Origin of the sequence: uncultured Methanospirillum sp. (genome assembly GCF_963668415.2) — an archaeon.
Lineage (GTDB): Archaea > Halobacteriota > Methanomicrobia > Methanomicrobiales > Methanospirillaceae > Methanospirillum.
Genome location: NZ_CAXXDL010000001.1, coordinates 2793385 through 2819766, shown reverse-complemented (window position 1 = coordinate 2819766; position 26382 = coordinate 2793385). Strand labels below are relative to the sequence as shown.

Genomic DNA, 26382 nt, shown 5'->3' with positions numbered 1-26382 from the left:
TCATTTTTCCAGAAATCCGCATCACAATAAAAGGGTTACGGGATTAACCGCCCTGAAATTGTGGTCGTAACTCCTGCCCTGACCGTCGCTGTACCGGACCAGTCCTGGTATCCGCTCTTATTGATGGTGATGGTGTGCTCTCCGGCAGGGATTCCAATGATCTTCTTTGCAGTCGAGTAGCCGGTACAGAGCCCGTCCAAAGTGATCCTTCCACCCGAAGGAGTCGAACTCACAAAGACAGAGCCATTACTCCCCCCTGGAATCAGGGTTGTATCAATCGGTGTGGTATTCAGTGCAGCAACCATAACGGCACCGGCCCAGTCTTTATACAGATCTTTCTTCAGGAGTACTGTATGAGTTCCCGGAGAGAGGCCGGTGATGGTGTTAGGTGTCTGGTATCCGGTATCAGCCTGATCCACAAAGACAGAGGCACCTGATGGGTTTGAAGTGACCGCAATACTTCCCCCGGTCTGATCCATCAGAGCAACAAAGGGTGTTGTCATGCGGGCATTAATCCAAAACGTGGCGGTATAATTTGCATAGCCTGATTTGACAAGGGTCAGGTTATGTGTTCCCGGAGAGAGTGACCGTATATCAGATCTGGTCACCATTCCGGTATCAGAGCCGTCGATCCAGATCTCAGCGCCGATTGGCTTTGAGGAGACAGAAAGGGCCCCCTCCGGTGGGAGTGTTGGTGAGATCGTGGTTGTCTGATTGGCACAGATCGTGAACTCATCAGTATGATCGAAATACCATTCTTTTACAAGTTTCAGACTGTGTACCCCGGACGTGATATTTGTGATAACTTTTGGCGTCTGATACCCGGTGTTCTTTCCATCGATCCAGATAGAAGCGCCTGATGGATTTGAAGAGACTGAAAGGCTCCCAAGTCCGGATACAGAAGAGAAGGCAGTAGTAATTATGTCAAAGTATTGGGCATAATATTCGGTTCCCTGCTCAAATAATGTCGCGTTGTAATTGAGATCCATCTTCAGTCTGAAAAGACCGCTGGGCCTGTTTTCCCTGACTCCCCAACTGTTCAGCACAGTCCAGTAGGATTCATTGACGGTGTCATCATAGCCCACAATGAGAACAACATGACCCCCATCTATCTCTGTGCCATTGTAAGGATCAGGGTTCCAGAGAGCAGCTTCAGACTCGTTTCTCCAGAATGATCTGAACTTCTTCCATCCCTCAACTGGGAGGTAGAATGTGTATATAACCGGAACACCTGCATTTATCTGACTTTTTATTGTATTGATCGCTTGAGCCTGGCCCTGGTAAACATCCAGTGAGGTGTCAGATGCTGAAGATACCGGATAATTTGGTGCAGTTGCAATGGATGAAGCAGATATACCGGAAGGATGGCCTGAGTTCCAGTAATAGTCAGCGTAACTGGCATTGGTGTTTGACCAGGGAACCGCCTGATGCAACGTGCCATTGTAAAAATCAGCCACCCAGTAGGACCAGCCACCATTACAGGCGTTGCCGGTCGAAGAGCCATTATTCCAGTTTGAGTTGAAGTACTGGATTGAAAGCTGATCGCTGACGTTGCTAGTGATGCTGTGGGTTACCTCAATTGCCCCTGTTGAGGCCCACACCCAGCAATTACCACAATATCCTTGATCCCGTTTTTTACCGAGATATGGGACCGCAGACAGGAGTGACTTTGAGGCTGTAGGGAGCGACTCTCCAGCAGAAGCAGCCACCATGGGCATCTGATTTCGGTATGCCTTAAACTCCATGAGTTGTTCGGAAGTAAAATGCATCAGTCCCCGATCAAAATCTACATTGTCTGCAAAATCTGATTGTTCCCCCACACCCGAACTTTCAGGCTGGTTTTGCAGGGTAGTTGATGAAGAATTCACCGTTGCCTGAACAAGGTCTGCTGAACAGAACGATGAAAATAGGAAAATTAGAGAAAGGAAAAGCCCGAAACACCAGAGAATACCGGCATTATCAGATGAATATGTCATTGGGTAAAAATAGGTTTTACCGGATATAAATGATATGATACCGTATCGGCATCCAGGAACAGGATTTGAGCAATAACCGGGTTCAGACTATCCTGAACTTTCCAGCAGGCACCAGGATCTCAAACCTCGCCCCTTCTCCCGGGACCCCGGTCTCCCTGATCGAAAGCCCGGTGATAGAGAGGATCTCCTGCACAAGAAAGAGGCCGATACCGGTATGCTTCCCATACCCATGCCCAAAAATCAACTCTTTTTCACTTGTTGGCACTCCGACTCCATCATCTTCGCAGATGATGATTATGGGGTCGGCAGATTCCATGACTGAAAACCGGATATAGGTGATCTCTCCCCCGTGCCTGATTGCATTCTCAATAAGGGTGGTGAATACCTTTCTGAGGATGGGATCTGCATAGACCTCCAGAGTGGCTGGAACAGTGTTCTCTACAATATCACCATCAGGAGCAATCTCTGCCATCGCAGAACTGATAATCCCCCTGATCCTCTGCCACCCGCTTGATACAAACCCAAACCGCTCGTACTCGCGGGTGAACCCGATAGTCCGCTCTATCTGCTCTGCAGCTTCAGTACAACTCCGGATATACTCCCTGGTCTTCTCAACATCAGGCGACTGTGATGCCAGATCAAGAAGAAGTTCCAGTGCAGACACCTGGTTCAGAATATCATGGCGGGTGAGGCTGGTGAGCAGGTGAAGTTTATGGTTCGCTTCATAGAGGGCTGTTTCTGCCTGCTTGCGCTCGTGTATGTCCTGCAGCGTCCCGTGCATCCCGATGATCATTCTGTTCTCATCCCGCTTTACCCCACCGAACTCCTGGATCCAGCAGGTACTCCCGTCAGGCCTCACCATCTCGAGTTCGAGATTGTACGACTCACCTGTGGTTAGAGAATGGGCAATCGCCTGAACGAGTCGTTCCCAGCTTGAAGGGGTGAACATCCGTCGCTGCTCTGCAGAATTGGGAGCGGGCCGGCCAGGATCAATTCCGGCAATCACATAGATCTCCTCAGACCATGTTGTGCTTTCAGGATCGACGATCCAGTCCCAGGTACCAAAGTGTGCCAGACGGTGGGCCTCGTTAAGCCGTTCCTGGGCAGAGATCAACCCCTCCTCTGCTTCTCTGCGCGAAGTGATGTCACGCCCGATACCGAGCACTCCGATCAGGGTTCCTGTCGAATCATACATCGGTGTCTTGATAGTATCCAGCAACGCACGATGTCCGTCATCGGCGAAGGTGATCCACTCCTCGTTCCTGCCAGGATTGCCAGATTCGATCACCTTCCGGTCGTAGGAGAGGAAGAACTCTGCGAGTTCGGAACTCATAAAGTCATAATCGGTCTTTCCGACAATGTCACACTCTTTAGCACCTAAAAACCGTTCAAACATGGGGTTACAGGCGATGTAAACCCCTTTCGTATCCTTGAGCCAGATAAGATCGGGAAGCGTCTGCACCAGTGTGGAGAGCCTGCCTTCGCTCACACGAAGGGCATCTTCTGCAAGTTTTCGTTCCGTGATATCAGTGATGAAGTTCAGTGTCGCAGGACTGCCTTCCCACTCGACAAGCACCGCACTCACCTCGACCCAGACCGTTCTCCCGTCAGCCCTCACAAGTCTGAACAGGTACCGGGATGGAATGTCCAGGCCTTCCAGCCGCTGTCTGTACCGTTCTGATACCATCGCCCGGTCATCAGGGTGAATAAACATTACAAACGGCAGAGAGAGGAGATCCTGTTTCGTGTACCCACTGATCTCCTCCATCCTGGTATTGGCAAGTTGCAGCCGGTCTTTCTGTGTGACCACAATACCGTCGTTGGCATGTTCGATCAGCTGTCTGTACTTCTCCTCATTCTCCCTGACCGATGCAAGAAGGAGATCGCGTTCGTGGACGATCCGTGCAAGTTTGATGTTGCTCCAGCTGACCTGGGTAACGAGCAGGATGAATCTCGTGTAAAACTGCATCGCAGCATCGATCTTCTCCCTGCTCAGCCTGGGGACCTTCTCAAGGGCTTCAAGGTATGCACCGGTGTCAAACCCGTACCGGTGAGCCTGCTCTCTGAAGAGATCCTCGTCAACAACCTCATCATCATAGAAGAACTGGCCGAGGAAGAGATTTCCCAGGTGGACACCACCGACCATGATCGGGGTTGAGATATCCCACATGTGATTCTTACACCGGTATGTCTTGTATGTCCCGGGAAGAACTCCCTGCGAGAGGACGGTATCACTCTCTACACAGTTTCTGCAGGTCTCAGGGTTGGCACGGTGAAATTTCGTGCAGATATCCTGCCACCCTGCCGCAACCAGGATTGTGCCCTGGAGATCAAGAATGGCAACCAGGATTCCGGTCAGCGAGTGAAAATCATTCATGATCCGCTGAATCTGTGGCACATCAATGATGTCTGAAAGGTCCAGGACACCGATACCGCCTTCAGGCGAGAGGAGAGCATCGAGTTTTTTGCGGATAAGAGTCTCACTCTCGCGCAATCTCTCTTCAGCCTGCTTTAAGTCGGTGATATCGGTTGCTATCTCCAGCCTGACCAGCCTGCCATTATTCCAGCGTATCGCCCGGTCCCGGCAGTCATACCATCTGCCGTTCTTCGTGTTCAGAAACTCCCAGTGGTGCACACCGGTAGGCCCTGACTCATCGACAAGCAGGTGATTTGTACAGAACGGACACGGCCCGGACTGGTTCTGCTGGATGTACTCGTAGCATCTCTTTCCTGCAAAATCCCCGAAGATACCCCTTCCCTGCCGGTTCAGAAAGAGGATCTCGTAGGTTTCCATGTCTGCGACGTACACGACAGCGTCAATACTGTCAAGGATGGTGTAGAGCTCTGCCTGAACCTCCTCAACAAGCGGGACATGACTTCCCGGGATGACGATATCATTCTGATCAGCAGGCCCGGTAACTGCTGCTGGTGAATGTTTCCGCAGGTACTCGAGGATCTTTTCAGACTCAAACGACCGCTGATCAACCTGCGTGATCATCTTGTCTATCCGCTCCACCTGATCCATGATGATACCGGTTCCATCATCATCGCTCATATCAGCGGATATGGCAATCAAAGTCAGGGGATTTCTGATCTCATCGTTTAGAAACGAGAGTTGGACCAGATTCTTCTGAATCTGCTTAATGGCACGATCCTTCTCGTATTCGAGCCGTTTCTGATCGGTGATATCACGGCCCTGCGCAATGGTTGCAACCGGTGTCGTCCCGTCAGGCGAGTACAGAGTGGCAGAGTTCCAGACCACGGTCCTGATTGAGCCATCATTTCTACTGACCTCAAGCTCGACAGTCTCCCACCTGACACCGTCCCTGGTGGTCTGAACAAGCCTCTCTGATCGATCGAGGGCACCGGCAGGGAAGAGCGTCATTATCTTCTCTCCCACGAGTTCACCAGCAGATCTTCCTACCAGATCCTCAAACGCCCGGTTGATCCGCGTAATACGAAACGACGAATCCCAGACGATGATTGGAACATTCGCGATTGAGAGGAGGTTTTCGAGGTACTCAGTCGTCTCTCTGAGCCTCTCTTCTGACATGGAGAGGGCGTTGAACTGCGATCTCAGTTCCTCTTCAGCGCCTGTGAGTTCTTCGTACGCTGCACCGAGTTCTTCATTATTGGAGCCCAGTTCTCTGATAAGGCGTTCATTTTCCCTGGATATCACATGCTGCTCAGTGACATCCTGGATGATACCGACAGTCCTGACAAGTCTCCCGTCAGGGTCCAGTTCCCGCCTGCTCATGGCATGGATCGTACGGGGAGGAGATCCATCAGCGGGATTGATTGTGAGCAGAATATTGCAGTCTGCTTTTCCATCGAGAAGATCTCCAAATGCAGGACCATTCTGGGAGGCTACAATACAACGCTCAAGATCGGAGAGCGAGTACTCCCTGGCAACCGGAGGAAAACCGTAAATCCGCGACGCTTCTGGTGACTGCCAGACCATGCGTGATTCAGGGTTGTAGACCCAGGATCCGCTTTTTCCGATCTCCTGCGCCATAAGGAGCAATTCCTGGCTTTCCTTGAGTTCCTGCTCTGATTTTCTCCGCTCTGCCTCTGCCTGTTCCAGTTCATCACCGAGGGTAATGGAGAGCCGGGATACCACCACGTATACAATCACCACCGAGATGATGACCCAGAATGCAGATGAGAGAACGATGGTACTGTCTGCTCTTCCACCGATGAGAATTGTAACCCAACTCAGAAGCAGGGTAAGCAATATGATCACCGGTAACAGACCGCGAAGGAGTCTGGCACTGACAGACGGCCCTGAAACCCGGGAGAGCGGCCAGGTACCAGGACCGCTGATAGCAACAAGCCCGATTCCGAGTGTGCAGAGAGCCACCGTGGTTGGAAATGCAACAGGGATGACTGAGCCACCGTAGAGCAGCGGGGCATCATACCAGTACCCTAGGATCATCACTCCGCTGATGCAGGAGACGGCTGTTCCGATGAGGGCAGCATATCCTGTTCTTTTGCATGAAAAAATCCTTTTCACCGGTCCTACCTGGGGCCCCCAACGGGGCACCGTTGGGGTTTTTATGGTGAGCAGGAGCCCAGAACTTACAAGCAGGAAACAGAGAGCAGTTACTGGCGACATCCTTCCTATGGGGACAGAACCCAGTGTATCAGTCGGGTGGAAGAGCAGGAAGTCCAACTGCAGGTCATACCTGCTGATTGACCCGATGATGGTTATTCCTGCCAGGAGAACTCCGAAGCAGGAGATAATCATGATCACCTGGCGGGAGTATGCGTGCGCAGGAAAGAGCGCCGCACAACAGATGGCACAACCAAGAAGGATGACGAGGAGTGAGGTGTTCGGGGCCATCGGGATGTAATCAACTCTGATACCGGACAGTGTCCTGATATTCAGAACCCATCCGGTAAAGGCGATACTGCCGATGATGACAGCCAGGAATCCGCAGGACAGGGCAATCCGGTCATACAGCGAAGCGGGGCAGAGAGCTGGGGGTATAACACCGAGTCCTCGCATCTGGTATCCTCTCCCCTTATCCTTCGCTGATATTGAACCTTCGCACCAGGTGTTGATCAAATACATTCGAGGTGCCAATACCCGATCCTACGATCCGGAGTAAAGAGAGGAACAATACATGATCCAGAAAGGTGGAGATCCGAGCGGGAGCTGTTCAATTCACCTGAAAGTGTAAACAGGGCACGTATAATGCCCCGTTAGAGAGACCGATTTAAGTATATATCTGAATAAAGCTTTGTGAAAATGGGAAACAACTCACCAGAGATCATGAAACCCAATCAGAACGCTAACTCCTTGACATGGACGGTGATATCAGCAGGAGAAATTGGGTAATGAGTCGATGGAGGGTTCCACAACTGGAGTACCATGAAGAAGAAAAGAACTGAAGAACCCCGCACAACCCTTCTCTATCTTGGCGGACCGGGAAGATCGGCGGGGGTAGAGTATGAGTATAATTTTTTGAACTCTTTTTACTTTCTGTCACCCGGAGATGAACTCCATGTCTGAAAGGCAGGGATCTCAGGGTGTACAGGATCATCATGTGACTGATACCCGCGAAGCATACAGCATATCACACCCGATCCGCTCTGCATGCAACCTGCTCTTCTCACCCGGACAGACCGTTGAGGTCAGGTTTATCGGAAAGCGTGGTGCAGCATCAGGGTTCTTTGACGACTATGACCGCCTGGAGAGTGCGGTAACCCTGCTTGAGAACAGGGGAGAGTATGCCGGAGCGTATGTTACGCTCAACCCGATAAATCCTGATCTGCTTGCACGACGGGCAAACCGGATCGAGACACGGCTTGGAAGGGATGAGAAGTCGGCAGGTGATACAGACATCCTCTCCCGTCGCTGGCTTCCGATTGACATCGATCCGGTCAGACCCTCGGGTGTCTCCTCCACCAGTGAGGAGCACGAGGCAGCAGGAGCAATGGCAGAGAGGATTCGCACATACCTCACCGGTATAGGTTGGCCAGAACCAGTGGTTGCAGACTCGGGAAACGGGGCACATCTTCTGTACCGTATCGACCTGCCTAACGACGAACAGTCCAAAGATCTCATCAAAAGAGTTCTGGAGAACATGCACATCCTCTTCTCTGATGAGAAGGCCTCGGTTGATACCTCGGTCTTCAACGCGGCACGAATCTGGAAACTCTACGGGACAACGAGCAGGAAAGGCGATAACATTGCAACAAGACCGCATCGCAAGGCTGCAGTTCTGTCAGTACCGCCTGTAATCGGGATCGTATCTGCAGATCTGCTCAACAGTATGGCAGGTATCTTTCCTGACAAGCCACCGGTTCAGAAAGAGCGGAAGGATGGAAGTGTCGGTGACCTGGGAGCATGGCTCTCCGGCAACGGGCTCTCGTATACCCGGAAACCCTATGCAGGTGGATCGATCTTGGTGCTCAGTGAATGCCCGTTCTCGTCTGAACATACAGACGGGGCATACGCGATACAGTTCCCAAACGGTGCCATATTCGCAGGCTGTCATCATTCCTCTTGTGGGGGAGGAAGACAGCGTTGGCAGGAGCTCAGGGAGCGGCTCGAGGGGAGGAGACCTGTCACAAGGAGAAGCTGTCTTGAACCGGGTAAAGGCCGGAGTGCTGCAGAAGATCAGATGCAGGAGAAGAATGCAGCTGTTGCTCCGGTACGCGAGGAGATACAACGTCAAGCAGAGAGTATTCTCTGTGATGGCAATCCACTCGGGTATCTGCTGGAGACCTTTGCCCTTGAACATGAGGGAGACCAGACCGTGGCAGAGTCGCTGGTCATGTCTCTCGCCTCGCGGCTTGTGCTGAACAGCAAGGGCCTGCATGTCTCGATCACCGGTGAGTCAGGGAAAGGAAAGAGTCACGCCATCAAGAGCATGCTCAGGCAGGTTCCCCCTTCAAGCCGGCTTGACGGAAGGCTCAGCGAGAAGGCACTGTTCTACATAAACGGGCTCAAACCCGGGACCGTGATCGCCCTTGATGATCAGGCCCTCTCGGATCAGATGCAGGAGATCCTCAAGGGAGTCACGAGTTCGTTTGACTCCCGGTTTGTGTATAGAACGGTATCAAAAGACCGGACAGCCCAGGAATGTATCATTCCTGAACGGTGTGTCTGGTGGATTGCCAAGGTTGACGGAACCGGGGATGACCAGGTCTATAACCGGATGCTTACCTGCTGGATAGATGACAGCGAAGAGCAGGATGTCAGGGTGCTTGACAGGAGTCTCTCCCATGCCTCGTGCGGCCCGGTCTGTAGTGAGAGCGAACGCGATGAGAACCAGATATGCCAGGAGATCTGGAACGCCCTTATCCCTGCATTCGTGATAGTGCCATTTGCAGACCGGATCAGGTTTGCTTCAGCCGCAAACCGGAGAAACCCTGACATGCTGCTGGACCTGATCAGGGCATCAGCGGTTCTCATGCAGCAGCAGCGTGCTGAAGACGAGATGTACGGAATCAGGTGTATCTATGCGACAGAAGAGGACTTCACCGTGGCAACCAGGCTCTATACAGCATTGAGCGGGGAGAGTGGAAGCCAGGCATCAAAACTCACGAGGAGAGAAGCAGAACTGGTTGCTATAATGAACTCGGCAGGAAGGCCTGAACTGACAATCAGCGATCTGCAGACGCTTTCAGAATGGAGTAACAGCACGATTCACAAACTGCTGAACGGATATTTGAGTAAGGGGCAGATCTACTCAGGTCTTCTGGCAAAATGTTCGGCAGTCTCGTTCTATGACCGGACCGTGACATCAGGTTCTGATGGAAGACACACACAAAAGCGACAGAGGGTGTACACCTGGGATCCATCCCTGTATCTTACCTGGTCAGAGGGAGGAGTTGTCTGGCTGGCACCTGTGGAGAGGGGGTCTGATCTCACAGATGAGGGTCCGGGCGGCAGTGCGGCAGAAGATGGCCCAAAGCGGAACGATGCGGGAGGCTGCCGCTCTGAAAAAGGGAATGAATCCTCTTCTGATTCTAATAATATACAAGATAATAGAGATTCAGATCAGAGAGCGGCAGAAGGTGGAGGTATGAAGCAGTGTGGGTGTGAGGATAAAAAGGGGCGGTGCAGTACCTCTGATCCCGGGATCTGCCGCATTGCCGCCCACGTGGATCAGATCTCACCAGATGACGGCATAACGCCCGAAAGGGGTGTAGAATGCAGAGCGGGTGATCAGCATACCCTGCCGCATGGTGCCGCTTCTGCCGCCCGGAATGATGAACCACAGATCAGGTCTGCAGATTTTGCCGAGGTGGATGGATGGCCGGAGAAGAGACCATGTTCAGTCTGTGGGAGTCCATACACCAGGTATCAGGAGAGAAATACTCATGGAAAAGCGGAGAGACGGGTGCTCTGCCCGATCTGCTTTGAGGCTGCCCAGGTCAGGGAAGCCCTCTCTGTCAGGACGATTCCGGGAATCATCAGAGCCGATACCATGGTACACCGGAGCAGTCCGACCGGGAAATGTTCGGTCTGCAGGACAAGACCTGCTGTCTGGGTAGACCCACAGCAACAGGTCAGTTTATGCGAGACATGCTACCAGCGTGAGCAGAAGACGCAAGCGGAGGGGAGGGAAGGGAATACGAGTTATTGACGCCGGTATTTCGTCAGTATGAGATTTGCTGACCAGGTGATACCCTGTTCTGCCGGAGAGAGCCAGGATATAATGCCTCTCTTCGGCAGGTACAGAATACCCGGGGTACCGTGTCTGAACAGCGTACACAGTCAGTCTTTCTGATTGTTTGACATCAACGGAATCTAAACTCCTGATTCTTCCAGAAAGGTGAGCAGAAGGTGAATTTCGTGAGTGTAGAGTATCACACACACACCTTGGGATGAACCTCCTCAATGGCTTCCTTACAGGACTCCATGATAACTCCTTCAACACGCAAACAAAAACTGATCAAACCTTCGTATGACCTGATATCCTGTAATAACCATCAGAATAAACGCGGCTGAAAAATTTTGCACAACCGCCTAAATAACATGAACCTGCTAGTTTCCTCACCAATAATTCAGAATTGTAAATCCCAAAACCCTGTAATTATCCGAGATATCTGCGAATCCCGGGAAGGAACGCATGTATGGCCGGTGATTTAAAAGGATTAAAATTATATATTTCCTTGACATCAGAAGTAATTGTCACATAAGACTCCGATGGGGGGTGTATGTGATACACATAATCTCGTGCGTCTCGGATCGAACATCGACTATGCTGATACTCTGATTAAATCCTTTTTTTTCGACCTCTTCTGCACAATCAGGTTTCCTGGACCGTCACTCGCCATCGAAGACCCACATGTGAAGAGAAGAATTAAGGTAATCCCTTCAGGCTTACAGGAAAAAACCTCATCCATTTAGCTTTAAAAGTTAGAACATAATTTATGTTCGCTAGTTATCATTACCATACGCGACGTTGCTAAAAACAGGTCAGAAGAACCAGGATGGTTCTAAATAATGTTACATTAGGCATCCAGACGAATGACAGGGATTCAGAAACACAGAAATTAGATCCCTGACATGAGCGGGGCCAATCATTCCCGCCCCGGTATGATCAGCTAAAATCGCCTATAAATTTTTAAATATCATGTTCATAATATGAAGGGATACCTGATGATTGTAGGTTGAGACAGAATACGTCAATCAATACCATCCGATATACTCATATTTCAAAGCGGTATACGACAATCATCAGATAGGGGGGAAATAATGGCAACAAAACCAGCACCAAAAACAACAGCAAGAAAGCCGGTAAAGCCAGTGGCAAAACCCAAACCGGTTCAGGCAAATGCAAATACCTCTGAAATTTCCGATCTCAAAAAGATCATTGATATGCAGGCAAAGCAACTGCTCCAGTTAAACAAGACAGTAGGCGCCCTGCAGACTGAAATGAAAGAGGTCAAGGGAAAGATTTCACCGGTAGCGGCAGCAGCCGAAAAAGCACCTGTGAAAGCAGCCCCGGCAAAGGCAGTATCAAAGCCGAAGACTCCGGTAAAGAAGGCACCTGTTGCAGCAAAGGCATCAGTACCGAAAGCAGCTGCAAAAGCAGCTGCAAAAGCGGCCCCGGCAAAGGCAGCAGCAAAGGCAGCAGCAAAGCCAAAGACTCCAGCTGCGGCACAGAAGGCTGGACCGGTAAAGCGTGGACGCAAACTCGTTCAGCCTGCGCCGGAAACCATGGTCCCGGTACCGGTAAGTGTCTCTGAACGCCTCAACGCACTCACTGCAAAGAAGAAGATCACACAGACCAAGTTTGCCGAAGAGGTGGACGTCCCGCCAAACCTTATCTTCGACATTGCAGCACAGAAAGTGAAGACGATCACCTTTGAACGGATACAGAAGATAACAACCGCTCTCAAGAAGTACGAGACAAAATAATCGCCTGACTCCTTCAATCTCACGATACAACCTCTTTTTTAGTGGAATACAGGTTAAACGCAGGAATGATGATCTACAGGAGAACTCCGCTGCCTGCGCAGGATATTTCCAAAACTCCTATGACCATCCCGGTTGAACAGTATCATGGATATTCTCCACGCAACCGGATATATAGCAGCAATATGTTCGACGGTTGCATTCCTTCCCCAGGTCTGGCAGACGTATAAGACCCGTCACGCCCATGATATCAGCTACGGAATGCTCCTGCTCCTCATGACGGGAATGACACTCTGGTTCATATACGGCCTTGTAATCGGAGAATTACCCGTCATACTCGCGAACGGGATCACGCTTATCCTCCTGGCTGCAATCACGACCATGAAGATACGATTCCCCTGATAGAAGAGACAAAAAACAGGACAGAGACAACCCTGACGAAGATCAGGAGGTCTCCCGGGTTATCCCGTGCTCGGTTATCCGCTTCCAGTTGGTCATATCCTTCATCGTCTGGATCACACCGATAGTCCGCCCCGTTGTATTGAGGATCGGTGAAGCCTTTGCCCAGATCACTGCACCTTTCCCGTTCTGCAGGGATGGAAGAAACGCCTCGGTGAACAGACCGGTACCAAACCTTGAGACAGATGGATAATTTCGGATCAAATCCCGGACCGGGAGATCGACCAGATCAGCAAGGAGGGGAATGCCAGGCTCAAACCGCTTGCAGGCATCACGATACCCGGCGGTCCCTATCATCTCATCCCTGCTGTACCCGGAAAGGGCAGCCATCGCATTGTTCCAGGCAACCACACGCCGGTGATTATCAAGGATAAACGTGGGATCGCTGACATGCTCGATGGCCTCCTCCAGATGATGATACATCATAGAGAGCGACTCCTCGATCATCCGCTGCTCGGTAATATCAAGGGCTGAAAAGATGGTGCATAGGTGATTTCCCCCCGTATCCTTGGAACGGGAGAGATGAATCTGGATGATACTCGTCTTGCCGTCCTCGGTGATATCAGATATGATACTGGTCCAGCTCCCTTTTTTGACCAGTGAGTCAGAGATCTCCTCTCTCTTCCCCTCAAGCTGGGGGTAACTTGAGTAGACAAGATCGATCTGTTTTCCGTAGAGATCACGTTCAGGAAGCCGTTGGAATATCCGGATGAATGATTGATTGTTGTAACTGATCCGCCCGTCCGGACAGATGATCGCGACACCTTCAGACGAATGGGAGATCGCAGTCTCCTTCATCTGCACCTCGCGGTTCATCCGGATCTGGGATGAGATATCGTTGAAGTATGCGATCAGGCAGAGCGGGGTCCCTGCCGTATCTTTTACAACCGAGACCGTGATCAGGAGGTTGAATTTTACACCAGACCTGCGGAGCCCTGCCATTTCACCCGAGTAACACGCTTCACGGGCGACAGTCTGCCTGATCTCAAAGATGCTGCGCAGTGAGTCAACATTTCCATGGGCAAAGTGCTCAATAGGGAGTCCTATCACATCAGAGATGTGATTATACCCCCACATCTGCAGAAATGCCGGGTTTACATAGGTGACGATTCCTTCAAGTGTTGAGAGCCCAATCGGGATGACAGATGACTCGATAGCCCAGCTCTTTATCAGCAGCTCGATCTCGCTACGCTTTCGGTCGGTGATGTCACGCCCTACACCCTGGTACTCGATGATTACTTCATTCTCGTCAAATATCCCCCGGTAGATCCAGTGCTGCCAGCGTGGATCATCTCCAGGGAGGCTCACCTTAATCTCAAGGTCCCATACCGGAGAACCCGGTGTGCAGGCCTGCATCCCGGCCTGAAGCCGTGAGACAGACTCGGGAGGAAGATATGCGATCACCGACCTGCCTATAACCTCATCAGTGTTGATTCGCAGACTCTTGCAGAAGGCATCGTTGGCAAAGGTGATCTTTCCCTGAGGTGTATACCTGCAGATCATCTCGAGCTGATCCTCGACGATCCCGCGGTACCGTGCTTCGTTGATGCGAAGCCGCTCCTCCATCTCCTTCTCTAGGGTGATATCCTCGATGATCACCGTCTGACCGTGTTCGCCGGTATCGAAGATGGTGTTCAGTATCCTGACCTTGTAATACTGCGTCCAGTCATACTGGTCCATCCTGAGTATCCGGGTCTGTTCGGCCTTCTCATCAGGACTGTCCAAAAAGCGGGGACTGGTAAGGACACGAAGCAGGTTCTGGGGGAGAACCGATATCGGGGCACTCAGAATTTCCTGCTGGTTGAGTTCAAACATCTGGCAGAACCGGTCATTCACCTGGTTGATCCTGCCTTCCTCATTGATGACCACGATCCCTTCTTTGGTGAATCCGAGGATCGCAGCAAGCGGAATTCGTTGGGAGAGATAAAAGACCTTTGCAGCCCCCATCTGCCGCAATTCCACACATCCGGAGATTTCCAGGATCTCTAAGTACTTCGCAACCGAATTCCGGTTCATTTTCAGACGCTGCGAAATATCTGATATGGTTAGGCCGCGGGGGTGAAATTTGAGCAGAGACCGGATTTTATTGAGGTTATCCCTCTCTGCAGCCATACGTGAAATTTCAGATCTTAACTAATAAAAGTATGCCACGCAATAAAATCAAAAATAAAGACTTAAATACTAATTCAACGGTAGATTATCATTCTTATTCAGATATCACGGCTCATCAGGTATCTGCGGGATATCAGGCAGCGGGGACTGTTTTATATAGCGGTTGGACGAACAGGCATTCTGCCAGTCAGAGATGCCATGCGGTATTGCGTAGAAAATCCTTATTGTCATACATTACCCATAGCAATCAGCCCTCATTGGGAGGGTTGAACACTCATGCACAGCCATACCCCAAAGATCCGGCCTGCCCTGTGCCATCGCGAATCTGATGCTATTGACGCGGAGAATGTGTGATCTCTGTATAACCGACAGAATTTCCATGGCGTTTTGCGGGTATGGATGATGATACTACCCGGTTACTGCCCGGTACCCGGGCACTCATCAGCAGATCAACGGTCTGCTACCTGTGTTGAGACATCTTCAGCGATGCATACTGTATACAGGGCTCTGCTTTTGCATCAGACAATTCAGGTAGGAGTACGATGGTATCTCAGTCAGAACACATACGATCCAATGGAAGGATCATAACAGTCACAAACCCGCATGCAGAGATCATTCTGCATCAGGCCAATGAGAGGAAACATAGCGGGGATCTCACAAAGGCACTTGAGATCTATGATCAGGTTCTCATGATCGATCCCGGGAATGCAAGGGCGTACCATTCAAAAGGTAATGTGATGGACATGCTTGGCAGGTACAAAGAGGCTGTTGCCTGCTATGACATGGCACTCGAACATGACCCTCTCCATGCAGAAGCATGGTACAACAAAGGAATCACCTTAAGCAAGATGGGGTGCGAGAACGACGGAACCGAATGTATCCAACGGGGGATATCACTCGCGATCGGCTCGCACTGACAGGAAGACCAGCAACACTGATCGCAGATCAGTAAACCACTCATTAAAAGGAGCCCGAAACTCCACCATTCACTTTTGATGTACGGCTGGGACCACCCGGCCGTCATCGTTTAAAATCGGAGGCCTCATCTGATGGGGCATCGATCTCTGGTACGTGCAACGTTCAGGGCTGTCCTCTACACTATTATACACCCGTGGTGAGCACCATCACTGAGCAACAGACCGGGCCGGGCTTACCAATCCTTACCCTCCGAAAGACCAGAGATGGTTTGACAGAGGGTCAGGCTGGTGACAAGGAGGACCGGTTTGTACCGGTTGAGAGCCTGAAAAAAGCAGTTGAATATCTCAAGAGCAACGATGCTGCCGGGCTCATCATCAGCAGGGACAGACAGGATATCAGCCCTGATGATCTTGTAACCCTTGTGCAGGCCCTTGGTTCCTCCCGTTTCCTTCTCCTCTGGCCGCCTGACGAGATGATGAGGGTAATCAGACCTGTGCCATCAGTGGAGAAGGAAGAGAAGGAGGGATCAGATGACCCTGAAAGTCTTCACACCAGAATTGCCATACTTGAGGCAAGAAACGCCTCTCTTGAAGCGTCAATGAAAACCCTGGTTGCAGCCCTGAGCCAGTGTGATCCATGGCCGGAAGCGTATGCAGGTGACGAAAATGCCTGGGAACTGATCATGCAGGGAATTCCCGTCGCTGACCTGGATGCAGAAGACTTCGGAGATACAGGCGATGATGAAGGATCAGATGAAGAGGAGGAGTATGACGAAGAATGAAGTGTCTAGCCGGAAGATTCAAGTAGTAAGGTTTATCGTTCTCTGTGGGTAACAAACCAGATCAGGTCAGAGAGAAGGTTGGGAGAAGAATGCTTGAGAGATGGAAACTGTCCCGGGTGTTCTCACTCACTATCTTCTGCATCGTTGTTTTCATCGTCTCCGGGATGATCCTTATAAATTATCTCTTCACAACCGAGGCAGTGAAAGAAGAGACCCGGATACTCAGGGACCATTCCGAGCAGATGATCAACACCTCGTTTTATCTGATCAATACCGGGCTTGAGATCTACGATAACTCCTTCAACAGCGAGATGCAGGACGGGTTCTCACTGGTGATGGACAGGTATAGTAAAACAGGTGGAAACCTCTCGCAGATGGATCTCCAGGACCTCAGCCAAAGACTGGAGATGGAGGTCCATATCATCAACCGTTCGGCAGTCATCGTGAAAAGTTCCAATACCCTGGCCCCGTTACTCGATTTTAACACGGTTTACCCTGATTTTGCAGAATTTTTAAAGAATATCAGTACAACAAACAAATTCTACCCGGATCGGATTGTGACCGACTATTACACCCGGAACCTGACCAAATACGCATACATGCCCACTCCTGATCACCAGTATATCATCGAGCTTGCTTTGAGCAGGCAGGAGTTCGGCCAGGAGAAGCTGCGTCAGGACTATCGAAACGTGATGGATCAGGTCGGAGCGATAAATCCTGACATCGATCACTCCCGCCTGTTCAGAAAAAATTTCAGACTCGTCGGGGATGCTGGATATAATGCCACCAGCGAGGAACGGTCCATCATCAGCAGCATCCTTAATGATCGCAATAGCCGTGAGTTTGTACATCCGGAGAACGGATCCACCGTTAAGTACCTCCTCATTGATATGCGCAACGATCTGTATGGCGCTGACATGAGCCTCATTGCAGAGATCACATATAAAAATCAGCGGATGCAGGACAAACTGGGGTACCTGCTCGGATACCACCTCATCCTTGCAGCAATAGCCATTATATCCGGACTTCTGCTCTCTCTTCAGATCTCCCGCAGGATCACCAGACCGATAGAAGAACTGGTCGAGGATGTTGACAGGCTGGCTGATGGAGATCTGGATCACAGCATCAGAACCGGCGTCACAATCGAACTTCTCAGGCTCCAGGAGAGTACGATACGGCTCGTCTCTAGCATCAGGGCCCTGGTACATGAGCTCCGCGAAGAGGAGGAGAAACTCCTCCAGAGCGAGGAGCGGTACCGCACCGTGGTAGAGACCCAGACCGAACTGATATGCAGGTTCAGACCAGACGGAGATCATCTCTTCGTGAACGAAGCATACTGCCGGTTTTTTGAAAAGAGTAGTGATGAGATGCTCGGGTCGCGGTTCACACCAAAGATGACCCGGGATGAGCGCAGGGTAATGGAGAAGCATCTCGCATCACTGACCAAAGATAGTCCGTCAGGCATAATCGATCAGCAGGTTCGGGCCCTGGACGGAGGAATCAGGTGGGTACAGTGGAATGACACTGCACTCTTCGGAGAAGACGGGACTGTCACCGAGTACCTGTCAGTTGGCAGGGAGATCACCAGACTAAAACTGCTGGACGAGAGTGTCCGGGCATCTGACATGCTCTACCGTTCAACCATCAACGCCATGGTGGACGGTGTTCATGTGATCGACCGGTCATACACTGTACTCCTGATCAACCACGCATTCAAGGCCTGGATAGATCTTCCTCCTGCCGAATCCCTGGTAAACCGGAATCTATTTGATGTATTTCCGTTTCTGGACGACAAGATCAGATCAGAATATGTGGAGGTCTTTGAGACCGGCAGGATGCTGATCAGCGAAGAACTACAGAATCTGGAAAAAGGACAGAAAGGGGAGATACACACAGAGACCCGTAAGATTCCGATCTGGTTTGATGGCAGAGTAGAGAAGATCGTGACGATCATCAGGGATACTACAGACAAGCATCAGGTAGAGCTTGCGCGCCAGAATATGAATCAGATGCTGGAACATGAGGTCAAGACACGAACCCAGGAACTTGAGGCCATCGTGCATGAGCTCGACTCATTCACCTATACCGTCTCCCATGATCTCAGAGCCCCACTCAGAGCTATCGACGGATTTGCCCACATATTTAGATTAAAAACTGAACCTGACCATAAACAAGAGGTTTCCTACTACCTTGGGAAGATTCACGAGAACATCAGGCTCATGGACCAGCTGATCGATGATCTGCTCAACTTCTCCAGAATGTCACGAAGACAGATCGAGCGATCAGTCATCGATATGGAGGCGATGGCAAAGGAAGTCGTCATGGAACTCAGAAATGTGTACCCGCTGGTCCGGTTCGAGGTAACAATTGATGAACTCCCGCCTGTCCGGGGTGACGCACTCATGATCAGACAGGTGCTTGCGAGCCTCCTCTCGAATGCGATAAAGTTCTCACAGCGGCAGCACAGGCCGAAGATCAGGGTTGGTTACACGATCACTGATGGTGAACCCGAGTACTTCGTGCAGGACAATGGGATAGGTTTTGATATGCAGTATGCAGATAAGATATTTGACGTGTTCCACCGGCTGCATCCTGCAGGAGAGTACGAAGGAACAGGCGTCGGCCTTGCAATCGCAAAACGGATTGTTATCAGGCATGGCGGGCACATCAGGGTCATATCAGAAGAAGGATCAGGGACGACCTTCTTCTTTACAGTAGGGATGGTACATGGCACGAAGTGACGCAGGTTTGGAGTTGATACTCATTGAGGACAGCCAGAATGATATCGAGCTCTTCCTCAATGTTGTAGAGTGGATCGATATGGGGGATCAGGTGCGGGTCTTTCCAGACGGAAGGGAAGCACTTGAGTACCTCCTCGGCACCGGAAAGTTCGAGGGCAATGAGCTGGATTATCCTGCTGTAATATTTCTTGATCTGAAAATGCCACTCATGGACGGGATAGAAGTTCTCAAGGCCCTCAAGGAAAATCCGCGCACAGTCACCCACCCGGTCGTGGTCTTCACATCATCTAACCAGGATATCGATGTGGTAAAGAGTTATCAGCTCGGGGCAAACAGCTACGTCGTAAAGCCTGTTCAGTTCGAGAAGTTTGCAGAGACGATCCGTGAACTGATCAACTACTGGCGTAATATGAACCGGCCCATGGTCCAGGCAGGGAACTGAACCTCTTCTTCTCAACCGGTCCGCATCAGTAAACAATTTTCACGATATCGATTGGATCACTACAGTCCGCCGTACCGTCTCCCCATCTTCAGGAAGTAGGACTGATGCTCCGCCTCTGCCTGCCAGAAAGTTTCTGCAGGAACAACCTCAGTTACAACCGGTGAACTGTGTAACCCCGACCTATTGATCTCATCGATAAGCCGGATCGCTTCATCCCGCTCTTCGTCAGTGTTATAGAATATCATCGACCTGTACTGGGTTCCCTCGTCCGGGCCCTGCCTGTTCAGCTGGGTCGGATCGTGAAGACGAAAGAAGATCTCAAGCAGTTGCCGGTAGGAGACCTGCTCCGGATCATACTCTATCTGCACAGCCTCTGCATGCCCGGTCCGATCAGAACAGACATCCCGGTAGGTCGGATTCGCCGTTGTTCCACCGGTATAACCGACCCGGGTTACAAGAACACCTGCCACCTGCTGAAACGCCGCCTCAACGCCCCAGAAACACCCAGCTGCAACGGTTGCAATAGCCATGCGATCAGGTTTGCTACCCGGGTTTATCAGGGTGCCCCAGGTCAGGTAAACCTATATACACCAGAAGAAACCTGATTGCTTCATGCGATCGTGGATAGCAGCTCTTTGTATCATTCTCATTCTGACTCTGGTCCCCCTGACACTGGCAGACATCAGGACTGTTCCCCCGGGAGGAACGGTCTTCATCGGGGAGGAAAACCTTGACATCAGCGGATCAGGTGTCAGTCCTGGCAGTCAGCTTGCCTGGTGGGCTCCCGGGACCTCGCTTGATGAGACCCCGGCAGACACAATCACGGTCTCAAGCCCGACCAGCTTCTCTGCACTCAGTGCCTCGTTCTCAGGAAGAGAAGGGATCTGGTACTCACTTACAGGAAAGACCCCGGTGATGAAGATCAAAAAGCCGAAGATGCGGGTGAAGATTACTGATACCACCTCGGACTTTGATGCCACCGGCAAATGGCTGCCCAGGGGGCATCTGGCTTCGTTTCAGATCGAGAGCAACCTGTATGAACTCAGATCTCGGGGCGGTCTCACCGGTGCCCCGGTGGACATCATCATCATCAGCCCTGAGAAGATCGAGTACTCAGCAGTCTCCGGGCCGTCAGGCTCATTCAGCCTCACCGGCATTCCAGTAAGTTCAGCCTTATTCGATACAGGACCGATCTGGAATACGGGAGGGACAGAGGCGGGGACGTATACTATCCAGGCGAAGTGCACGGCAAACGAACTGGACTCAAACAGTGCTGACCCGGGAACCGGGGTATCAGAGGAGGTGACGGTGCTGATACAGGATATTAACCCTCTTTCAGGTTCAGGAAAACAGGTGGAGATAGAGGCAGGATCAGATCAAAGGGCTGACACCGGTTCTGATCCCACAGGCACCGGAGAGCAGAAAGTCACGCAAACCCCGACGGGAAAAAAGGCGCCGATTCAGACACTGGCATCGGGAGCACCAGTTCCGGTGCATACGTCAACAAGTACGGCTGCAGCCTCTCCTGCAGGAACGATACCCGCAACCCTTCCGCCGGCCCCGGTAGTCGTTTCCCTGCAGACGCCTTCAGCAGCAGAATCGGTACAGCCGACTGTGAATGCAACACGTACGACAATTCCCCCTTCGCCGTCAGTGACCCCGGTTCCTGCCACAGCGGCGCCAACACCCACCCAGGCCTCGCCCCTGCCGGTTGGGGTTGCCCTTGCAACTCTCATAGTCGTAGCCCTGCTTCATACAGCTGGGCGGAGATAGGAGTGTTGTACCGAAAGGATACCAGAACCTCAATCTTTTTTTGGATCCAGATAGAATACATCCCATGAATCTTGGGGCAACACTCATCAAATCGCGGCGAAGTGTCCGCAGCTTCACTGATGTACCGGTTAATGATGAGATCATCCACGAAGCCCTCGAATGCGCCCGGCTTGCTCCTACGGCGATGAACCTCCAGCCCTGGCTCTTCGGGGCGATCAGGGACAAGACCCTGCTGAAGCAGCTCGCTGACCTGACCGATCACGGAAGGTTCATTGAGAACGCCGCGGTCTGTTTTGCCGTTTTCGGAGAGAAGGAGGCAAAGTATTACCTTGAGGATGGATGCGCTGCAACCGAGAATGTAATCATCTGCCTGCAGGGATATGGCCTCGGTACCTGCTGGGTTGCAGGTGATAAGAAGGAGTACGCAGAACCGGTGAGAAAACTCCTGAATGTCCCTGAAAAGTATACGCTTGTCTCCCTGATCGCAGGCGGGTTTCCAAAAGAGATCTCAATGCCAAAGAAGAAGCATCTGGACGTGGTCTCTTTCACCGATACCTGGAAAGAAGAAGAACAGTAGATTTTAATTTTTTTTCTTTTGCTTCTTACATCAGATACTCTGGAAGAGTTTTACCAGATCGCTGTAGTCTATCTTTGCGTTTCCTGATACATCGAAGGCTTTAACCGGCTCATTGGCCTTGATCCAGTCCATGTACTTGAAGAACAGGCTTACGTCTGCGAATTCAAGTCTTCCGTTCCCGTTGAGATCCTCGTACACCCCGTCACCGTTGAGATCCTTCGGGCCATTGGACTGACCCGGGAGGGTCGTCACTGACCCTCCTGCAAGGGCAGAAAGAGTCTTTCCTGCATCGATCCTCCCACTGGTCACGGTCTTTCCTGACCATGCAGAGACTGTATCAACATTGCCCATGATCAGCGACTTCAGTTCTACAGGTGTTAGGCCTGGTTTCTTTGAGAGGAGCAGGGCAGCAAGACCGGCAACATGGGGTGTTGCCATCGAGGTGCCCTTCATGCTCATGTATTGGGATCCGAGCGATGTCGGATACGCGGAGAGGATACCATCACCAGGGGCTGCAACGTCCACCGATGTTGGCCCATAATTTGAGTAGGACGGGATACCATCCTTGGCAGTGCTTGCAGCAACAGATATGATCTGTGCCTCTGTAAAACAGGAAGGGTACTGGGGGATTGTGTCGGTGTTGATACCTGAGTTGCCTGCAGCACAGGCAAACAGTGTGTTTGTTGCAGATATCGCGTCTTCGAGTGCCTGACTCTTTGCAGTACCGCCCCAGGAGCAGCTGATCACGTTCGCTCCCATCTTGCGTGCATATGCGATTGAATTGAGGGATGCCGCAACATCACCGGTTCCATCTGCCCGAAGGAACTTGAGCGGCATGATCTTCACCTTCTGGTTCACTCCGCTGATTCCGACCCCGTTATTCCCTACCGCACCGATGACCCCGGCACAGTGGGTTCCATGACCGTTGTCATCCATGGGATTGTTGTCGTTGTTGATGAAGTCCCAGCCGTGAACATCGTCAATATAACCGTTCCCATCATCGTCGATGCCGTTCCCGGCGATCTCTCCCGGGTTGGTCCAGATGTTTGCAGCAAGGTCCGGGTGGGAGTAGTCGACACCGGTGTCAATGACCGCGACCACGACAGAGTCAGACCCCTTACTCACGGACCAGGCAGAGAGGGCACCGATGTCTGCCCCTGACGTTCCGCTGTTCTGGCCGGTGTTGGAGAGGGCCCATTGTTCAGAGAAACGGGGATCATTCGGTGCACCGGAGACCGATTGTGCACCGAAGGATTCGTTTCCGGGAAGTTCGGGTGTTGAGGGGAGGGAGAGCTGGATGACATAGTTCGGCTCTGCATATGCCACATACGACGATTTGTTCAGTTCCTCGATGGCCTTCTCCACCGATACCGAGGCGTCCACGTCGATCATCTGCATCCCTTTGAGGCCTTCTGCTGAAAAGTCATCGGTCACTTCTGCACCCAGACTTGCCAGTTTCGTTGAGGCAACACTCATCGCAGAGATCCCATCCGTATTCTTATATTTGATAATAATCTCTCCCGGCACATACGGCGCATCGGTAAGATTGGAGGAGGTATTTTCCGTTCCTGATGAACTGTTTGCAGAGCTGTTAGAACCGTCTGCCATACAAGGGACTGTTAAGACGGCTGTTATGAGAAGAAAAACCAGAAGTGATCTCCAGAGCTCTCGCTGACTGACCATGTGATGACCCCGCCCACCAGAACCTGCAATAGAGCAGATCTGCGGTAACAGGATAGTTGGGTGGCAGTGATTTTAACTGTTCTCTGCTGCATTCAGCAGGAGAAGAGAGAAACCGGGTGATCCAGGGCTGGTAAAAGGAATGATTATCCCTGAGTCAGGCAGATCTGTACCACATGAGTCCACCCATCCTGCAGGTTGCACTTGACCTGGTCGAGACGGATCGGGCACTCCGGATTGCAGGAGACGCTGTTGCCGGAGGAGCCGACTGGCTGGAAGCAGGAACTCCCCTGATCAAGAGCGAGGGGATGGCTGCGGTAACCGCCCTTGCTAAAGCGTTTCCCGGTAGAGCGATCGTTGCAGATATGAAGACCGCAGACACCGGGGCCATCGAGGTGGAGATGGCTGCAAAGGCAGGAGCTTCTGTGGTCTGTGTACTGGGTTCTGCTGATGATAATGTTATTGCTGAAGCTGTCCGGGCAGGTGCCAAATACGGGGTGAAGATCATGACCGATCTGCTGAATGTGGCAGATCCGTCAGCCCGGGCCAGGGAACTTGAGACCCTTGGGGTTGATATCATCGCTGTTCATACCGGGATTGATCAGCAGATGACCGGGAAAAATCCCCTTGAAGTGCTGACACAGATAAAGGGGATTGTCTCTCTTCCGGTAGCGGTGGCAGGCGGGATAGATGCTGCCATTGCAGGTGAGGCGGTCAGGCTCGGGGCAGAGATCGTGATCGTCGGCGGGTGGATCGTGCGATCTGCTGATGTTACCGGCTCCGCCAGGGAGATCCGCACATCCCTGGACAACCCGGTGGCAGGCGGCTGGCAGCCTCCGGATCAGGAGAGCGAGATACGCAGGATATTCAGCCAGGTGTCTGCACCCCATGTTACCGATGCGATGCACAGGAAAGGAGCCATGCACGGGATATTTTCCATCTGCCCTGGCACAAAGGCAGTGGGAAAGGCAGTGACCGTGCAGACGATCGGTGGTGACTGGGCAAAGCCGGTAGAGGCGATAAACGTGGCTGGTGGAGGGGATTTCCTTGTTATCAGCAATGACCAGGTCACCGATGTGGCCCCGTGGGGAGAACTCGCAACGCTCTCGGCACGAAACCGGGGTGTTACTGGTGTTGTTATCGATGGGGCGGTAAGGGATGTTGACGACATCAGAAAGATGAACTTCCCTCTCTGGGCAAAGGCAACGGTGCCCAATGCAGGTGAGCCGAAGGGGTTCGGGGAGATCAACGCAGAGATCAGGTGTGCAGGCCAGACAGTACGACCTGGTGACTGGATCATTGCTGATGAGAGCGGGGTTGTCGTGGTGCCGAAGGAGCGGGGGTACGAGGTTGCCAGAAGGGCCCTTGAGGTGAAGAAGACCGAAGACCGCATCAGGGCTGAGATTCGCGAGGGGAGTACCCTTGCCCAGGTCATGAACCTGCTCAGGTGGGAGAAACGGTAATCTCGTTTATCTGGTAATCCGGCGATTACTGAGAAGAATACTGCCTGCAGCCGGCTGATGGCTGTTCTCACCCAGTTTTTCCATGATGATGATCACTACTATTCCAGCCTGGTTGAAGACTGTCCTCAAGTTTGCTATCGGTATCGTTATCATCGTATGGCTCCTCTTCAGGTTCAACCCCCAAGAGATCCTGGATGCCCTTGCAGGGGTGCAGGTCTCTTTGCTCGTGGTTGCTATCATGGTGTACGCGATCACCCTGCTTCTTCTCTCTCTCAGGTGGCGGTTTATCCTCAGGCAGATGGGATACCAGGTTCCTGTGCTGGTTGCGTACCAGGGATTTGTTGCCGGAATACTGATGTCTGATATGACACCTGCCCGGGTCGGGGAGATCTCGCGGCCGCTTACGATCCGGGACCGGGTGCCTGCCCATGCCGGGCTCGGGTCTGTGTTTCTCGATCGCTACTGCGACTTTGTAGCAATATTTCTCCTCGGGTGCGGGGGACTCCTCCTCCTCTCAGCTGCCCATTCACCAGGGCTGCTCCTGATGATGACCGGAGTCCTCTCGATCCCGATCGTGCTGCTCACTGCATTCTGGGTGAAGCGATCAGCAGTGCTGAACCTCGTGCATATCTTCAGGATGCCCAGGCTCTCCTCGTTTGCTAGCGATCTCGGGGAAGCCATGGATGCACTCTCCCATCCTGTACCGACAATGGGAGCATCCATTCTCTTCACACTCCTGATCTGGATCCTCCAGAGTCTGCGGGTTGTTCTTATCGCACTGGCAGCAGGATTCGTGCTCCCGATACAGGAGTTGATCTTTATTCAACCGCTGATAAGCGCCCTCGCCCTGATCCCGATATCCATTTCCGGGCTCGGCTTTGTCGAGGGCGGGTATGTGACAGTCTTTGCACAGTATGGTATCCCGGCCGCAGCCGGATTTGCAATTGCTCTTCTTGACCGGGTGCTGACGGTCGGGTTTCACCTGGTCGTCGGGTTCAGGTATGCCCTGAGGACCGTGGGGAGGTAGGAACAATATACGGCTTCCCAGCCGTCTTCAGGGTCCTGAAGCGAAAGCCATAATT

18 protein-coding genes are annotated in these 26382 nt (G+C 51.9%); 12 read left to right on the top strand and 6 right to left on the bottom strand.

Annotation, left to right across the window (positions count from 1 at the left end):
* Window positions 1–35: 35 nt before the first annotated feature.
* Window positions 36–1976 (bottom strand): PEGA domain-containing protein, encoded by a 1941-nt coding sequence (locus ACHZA2_RS13400; RefSeq protein WP_319580116.1) that lies wholly within the window; start codon window positions 1974–1976, stop codon window positions 36–38.
* 82 nt (window positions 1977–2058) lie between these two features.
* On the bottom strand, window positions 2059–6984 hold the full coding sequence (locus tag ACHZA2_RS13395) for a PAS domain S-box protein (RefSeq protein WP_319580115.1): 4926 nt from the start codon (window positions 6982–6984) through the stop codon (window positions 2059–2061).
* Between the two features lie 366 nt (window positions 6985–7350).
* Here ACHZA2_RS13395 and ACHZA2_RS13390 point away from each other — a divergent pair, with 366 nt between their 5' ends.
* The 4 genes from ACHZA2_RS13390 (at window position 7351) to ACHZA2_RS13375 (ending at window position 12756) form a co-directional block, all read left to right on the top strand.
* Window positions 7351–7491 (top strand): hypothetical protein, encoded by a 141-nt coding sequence (locus ACHZA2_RS13390; protein ID WP_319538343.1) that lies wholly within the window; start codon window positions 7351–7353, stop codon window positions 7489–7491.
* Window positions 7484–10576 (top strand): hypothetical protein, encoded by a 3093-nt coding sequence (locus ACHZA2_RS13385; RefSeq protein WP_319580114.1) that lies wholly within the window; start codon window positions 7484–7486, stop codon window positions 10574–10576. The genes ACHZA2_RS13390 and ACHZA2_RS13385 overlap by 8 nt, the downstream gene beginning before the upstream one ends.
* A gap of 1115 nt (window positions 10577–11691) precedes the next feature.
* Complete coding sequence (locus tag ACHZA2_RS13380; RefSeq protein WP_319580113.1) at window positions 11692–12357, top strand: hypothetical protein; 666 nt, start codon at window positions 11692–11694, stop codon at window positions 12355–12357.
* A gap of 144 nt (window positions 12358–12501) precedes the next feature.
* A complete protein-coding gene (locus tag ACHZA2_RS13375; protein ID WP_319580112.1) occupies window positions 12502–12756 on the top strand; it encodes a SemiSWEET transporter in 255 nt (84 codons plus the stop codon).
* 42 nt (window positions 12757–12798) lie between these two features.
* Here ACHZA2_RS13375 and ACHZA2_RS13370 read toward each other — a convergent pair whose 3' ends face one another.
* The gene (locus ACHZA2_RS13370) at window positions 12799–14829 is read right to left on the bottom strand and encodes a PAS domain-containing protein (RefSeq protein WP_319580111.1); all 2031 of its coding nucleotides are present in this window, start codon (window positions 14827–14829) and stop codon (window positions 12799–12801) included.
* Between the two features lie 201 nt (window positions 14830–15030).
* Window positions 15031–15156 carry a hypothetical protein gene (locus ACHZA2_RS13365; RefSeq protein ID WP_319580110.1) on the bottom strand — a complete coding sequence of 42 codons (126 nt, stop codon included), beginning with the start codon at window positions 15154–15156 and terminating at the stop codon, window positions 15031–15033.
* Between the two features lie 311 nt (window positions 15157–15467).
* Here ACHZA2_RS13365 and ACHZA2_RS13360 point away from each other — a divergent pair, with 311 nt between their 5' ends.
* From ACHZA2_RS13360 to ACHZA2_RS13345, 4 genes are all read left to right on the top strand, one after another.
* Window positions 15468–15842, top strand: coding sequence for a tetratricopeptide repeat protein (locus ACHZA2_RS13360; protein ID WP_319580109.1), 375 nt, complete (start codon window positions 15468–15470; stop codon window positions 15840–15842).
* Between the two features lie 197 nt (window positions 15843–16039).
* The gene (locus tag ACHZA2_RS13355; protein ID WP_319580108.1) at window positions 16040–16624 is read left to right on the top strand and encodes a hypothetical protein; all 585 of its coding nucleotides are present in this window, start codon (window positions 16040–16042) and stop codon (window positions 16622–16624) included.
* 44 nt (window positions 16625–16668) lie between these two features.
* On the top strand, window positions 16669–19365 hold the full coding sequence (locus ACHZA2_RS13350) for an ATP-binding protein (RefSeq protein WP_319580107.1): 2697 nt from the start codon (window positions 16669–16671) through the stop codon (window positions 19363–19365).
* Window positions 19352–19807 (top strand): response regulator, encoded by a 456-nt coding sequence (locus tag ACHZA2_RS13345; RefSeq protein WP_319580106.1) that lies wholly within the window; start codon window positions 19352–19354, stop codon window positions 19805–19807. Before ACHZA2_RS13350 ends, ACHZA2_RS13345 begins: the two co-directional genes overlap by 14 nt.
* Window positions 19808–19866: 59 nt before the next feature.
* On the opposite strand, the gene msrA is transcribed toward ACHZA2_RS13345, so the two are convergent.
* Entirely contained in the window at window positions 19867–20337 is a 471-nt protein-coding gene (gene msrA, locus ACHZA2_RS13340; protein WP_319580105.1) for a peptide-methionine (S)-S-oxide reductase MsrA, read from the bottom strand.
* 82 nt (window positions 20338–20419) lie between these two features.
* On the opposite strand from msrA, the gene ACHZA2_RS13335 reads away from it, so the two are divergent.
* The gene (locus ACHZA2_RS13335; RefSeq protein ID WP_319580104.1) at window positions 20420–21580 is read left to right on the top strand and encodes a DUF3821 domain-containing protein; all 1161 of its coding nucleotides are present in this window, start codon (window positions 20420–20422) and stop codon (window positions 21578–21580) included.
* Window positions 21581–21644: 64 nt separating this feature from the next.
* Window positions 21645–22157, top strand: coding sequence for a nitroreductase family protein (locus ACHZA2_RS13330; protein WP_319580103.1), 513 nt, complete (start codon window positions 21645–21647; stop codon window positions 22155–22157).
* A 30-nt stretch (window positions 22158–22187) separates the two neighbouring features.
* Here the strand turns inward: ACHZA2_RS13330 and ACHZA2_RS13325 are convergent, their stop codons facing one another.
* Window positions 22188–23840: a S8 family serine peptidase gene (locus tag ACHZA2_RS13325; protein WP_319580102.1), complete on the bottom strand. Its 1653-nt coding sequence runs from the start codon at window positions 23838–23840 to the stop codon at window positions 22188–22190.
* Between the two features lie 173 nt (window positions 23841–24013).
* Between ACHZA2_RS13325 and ACHZA2_RS13320 the strand changes: the two genes are divergently transcribed.
* Complete coding sequence (locus tag ACHZA2_RS13320) at window positions 24014–25300, top strand: orotidine 5'-phosphate decarboxylase / HUMPS family protein (protein ID WP_319580101.1); 1287 nt, start codon at window positions 24014–24016, stop codon at window positions 25298–25300.
* An 82-nt stretch (window positions 25301–25382) separates the two neighbouring features.
* A complete protein-coding gene (locus ACHZA2_RS13315; protein WP_319580100.1) occupies window positions 25383–26327 on the top strand; it encodes a lysylphosphatidylglycerol synthase transmembrane domain-containing protein in 945 nt (314 codons plus the stop codon).
* Window positions 26328–26382 lie beyond the last annotated feature (55 nt).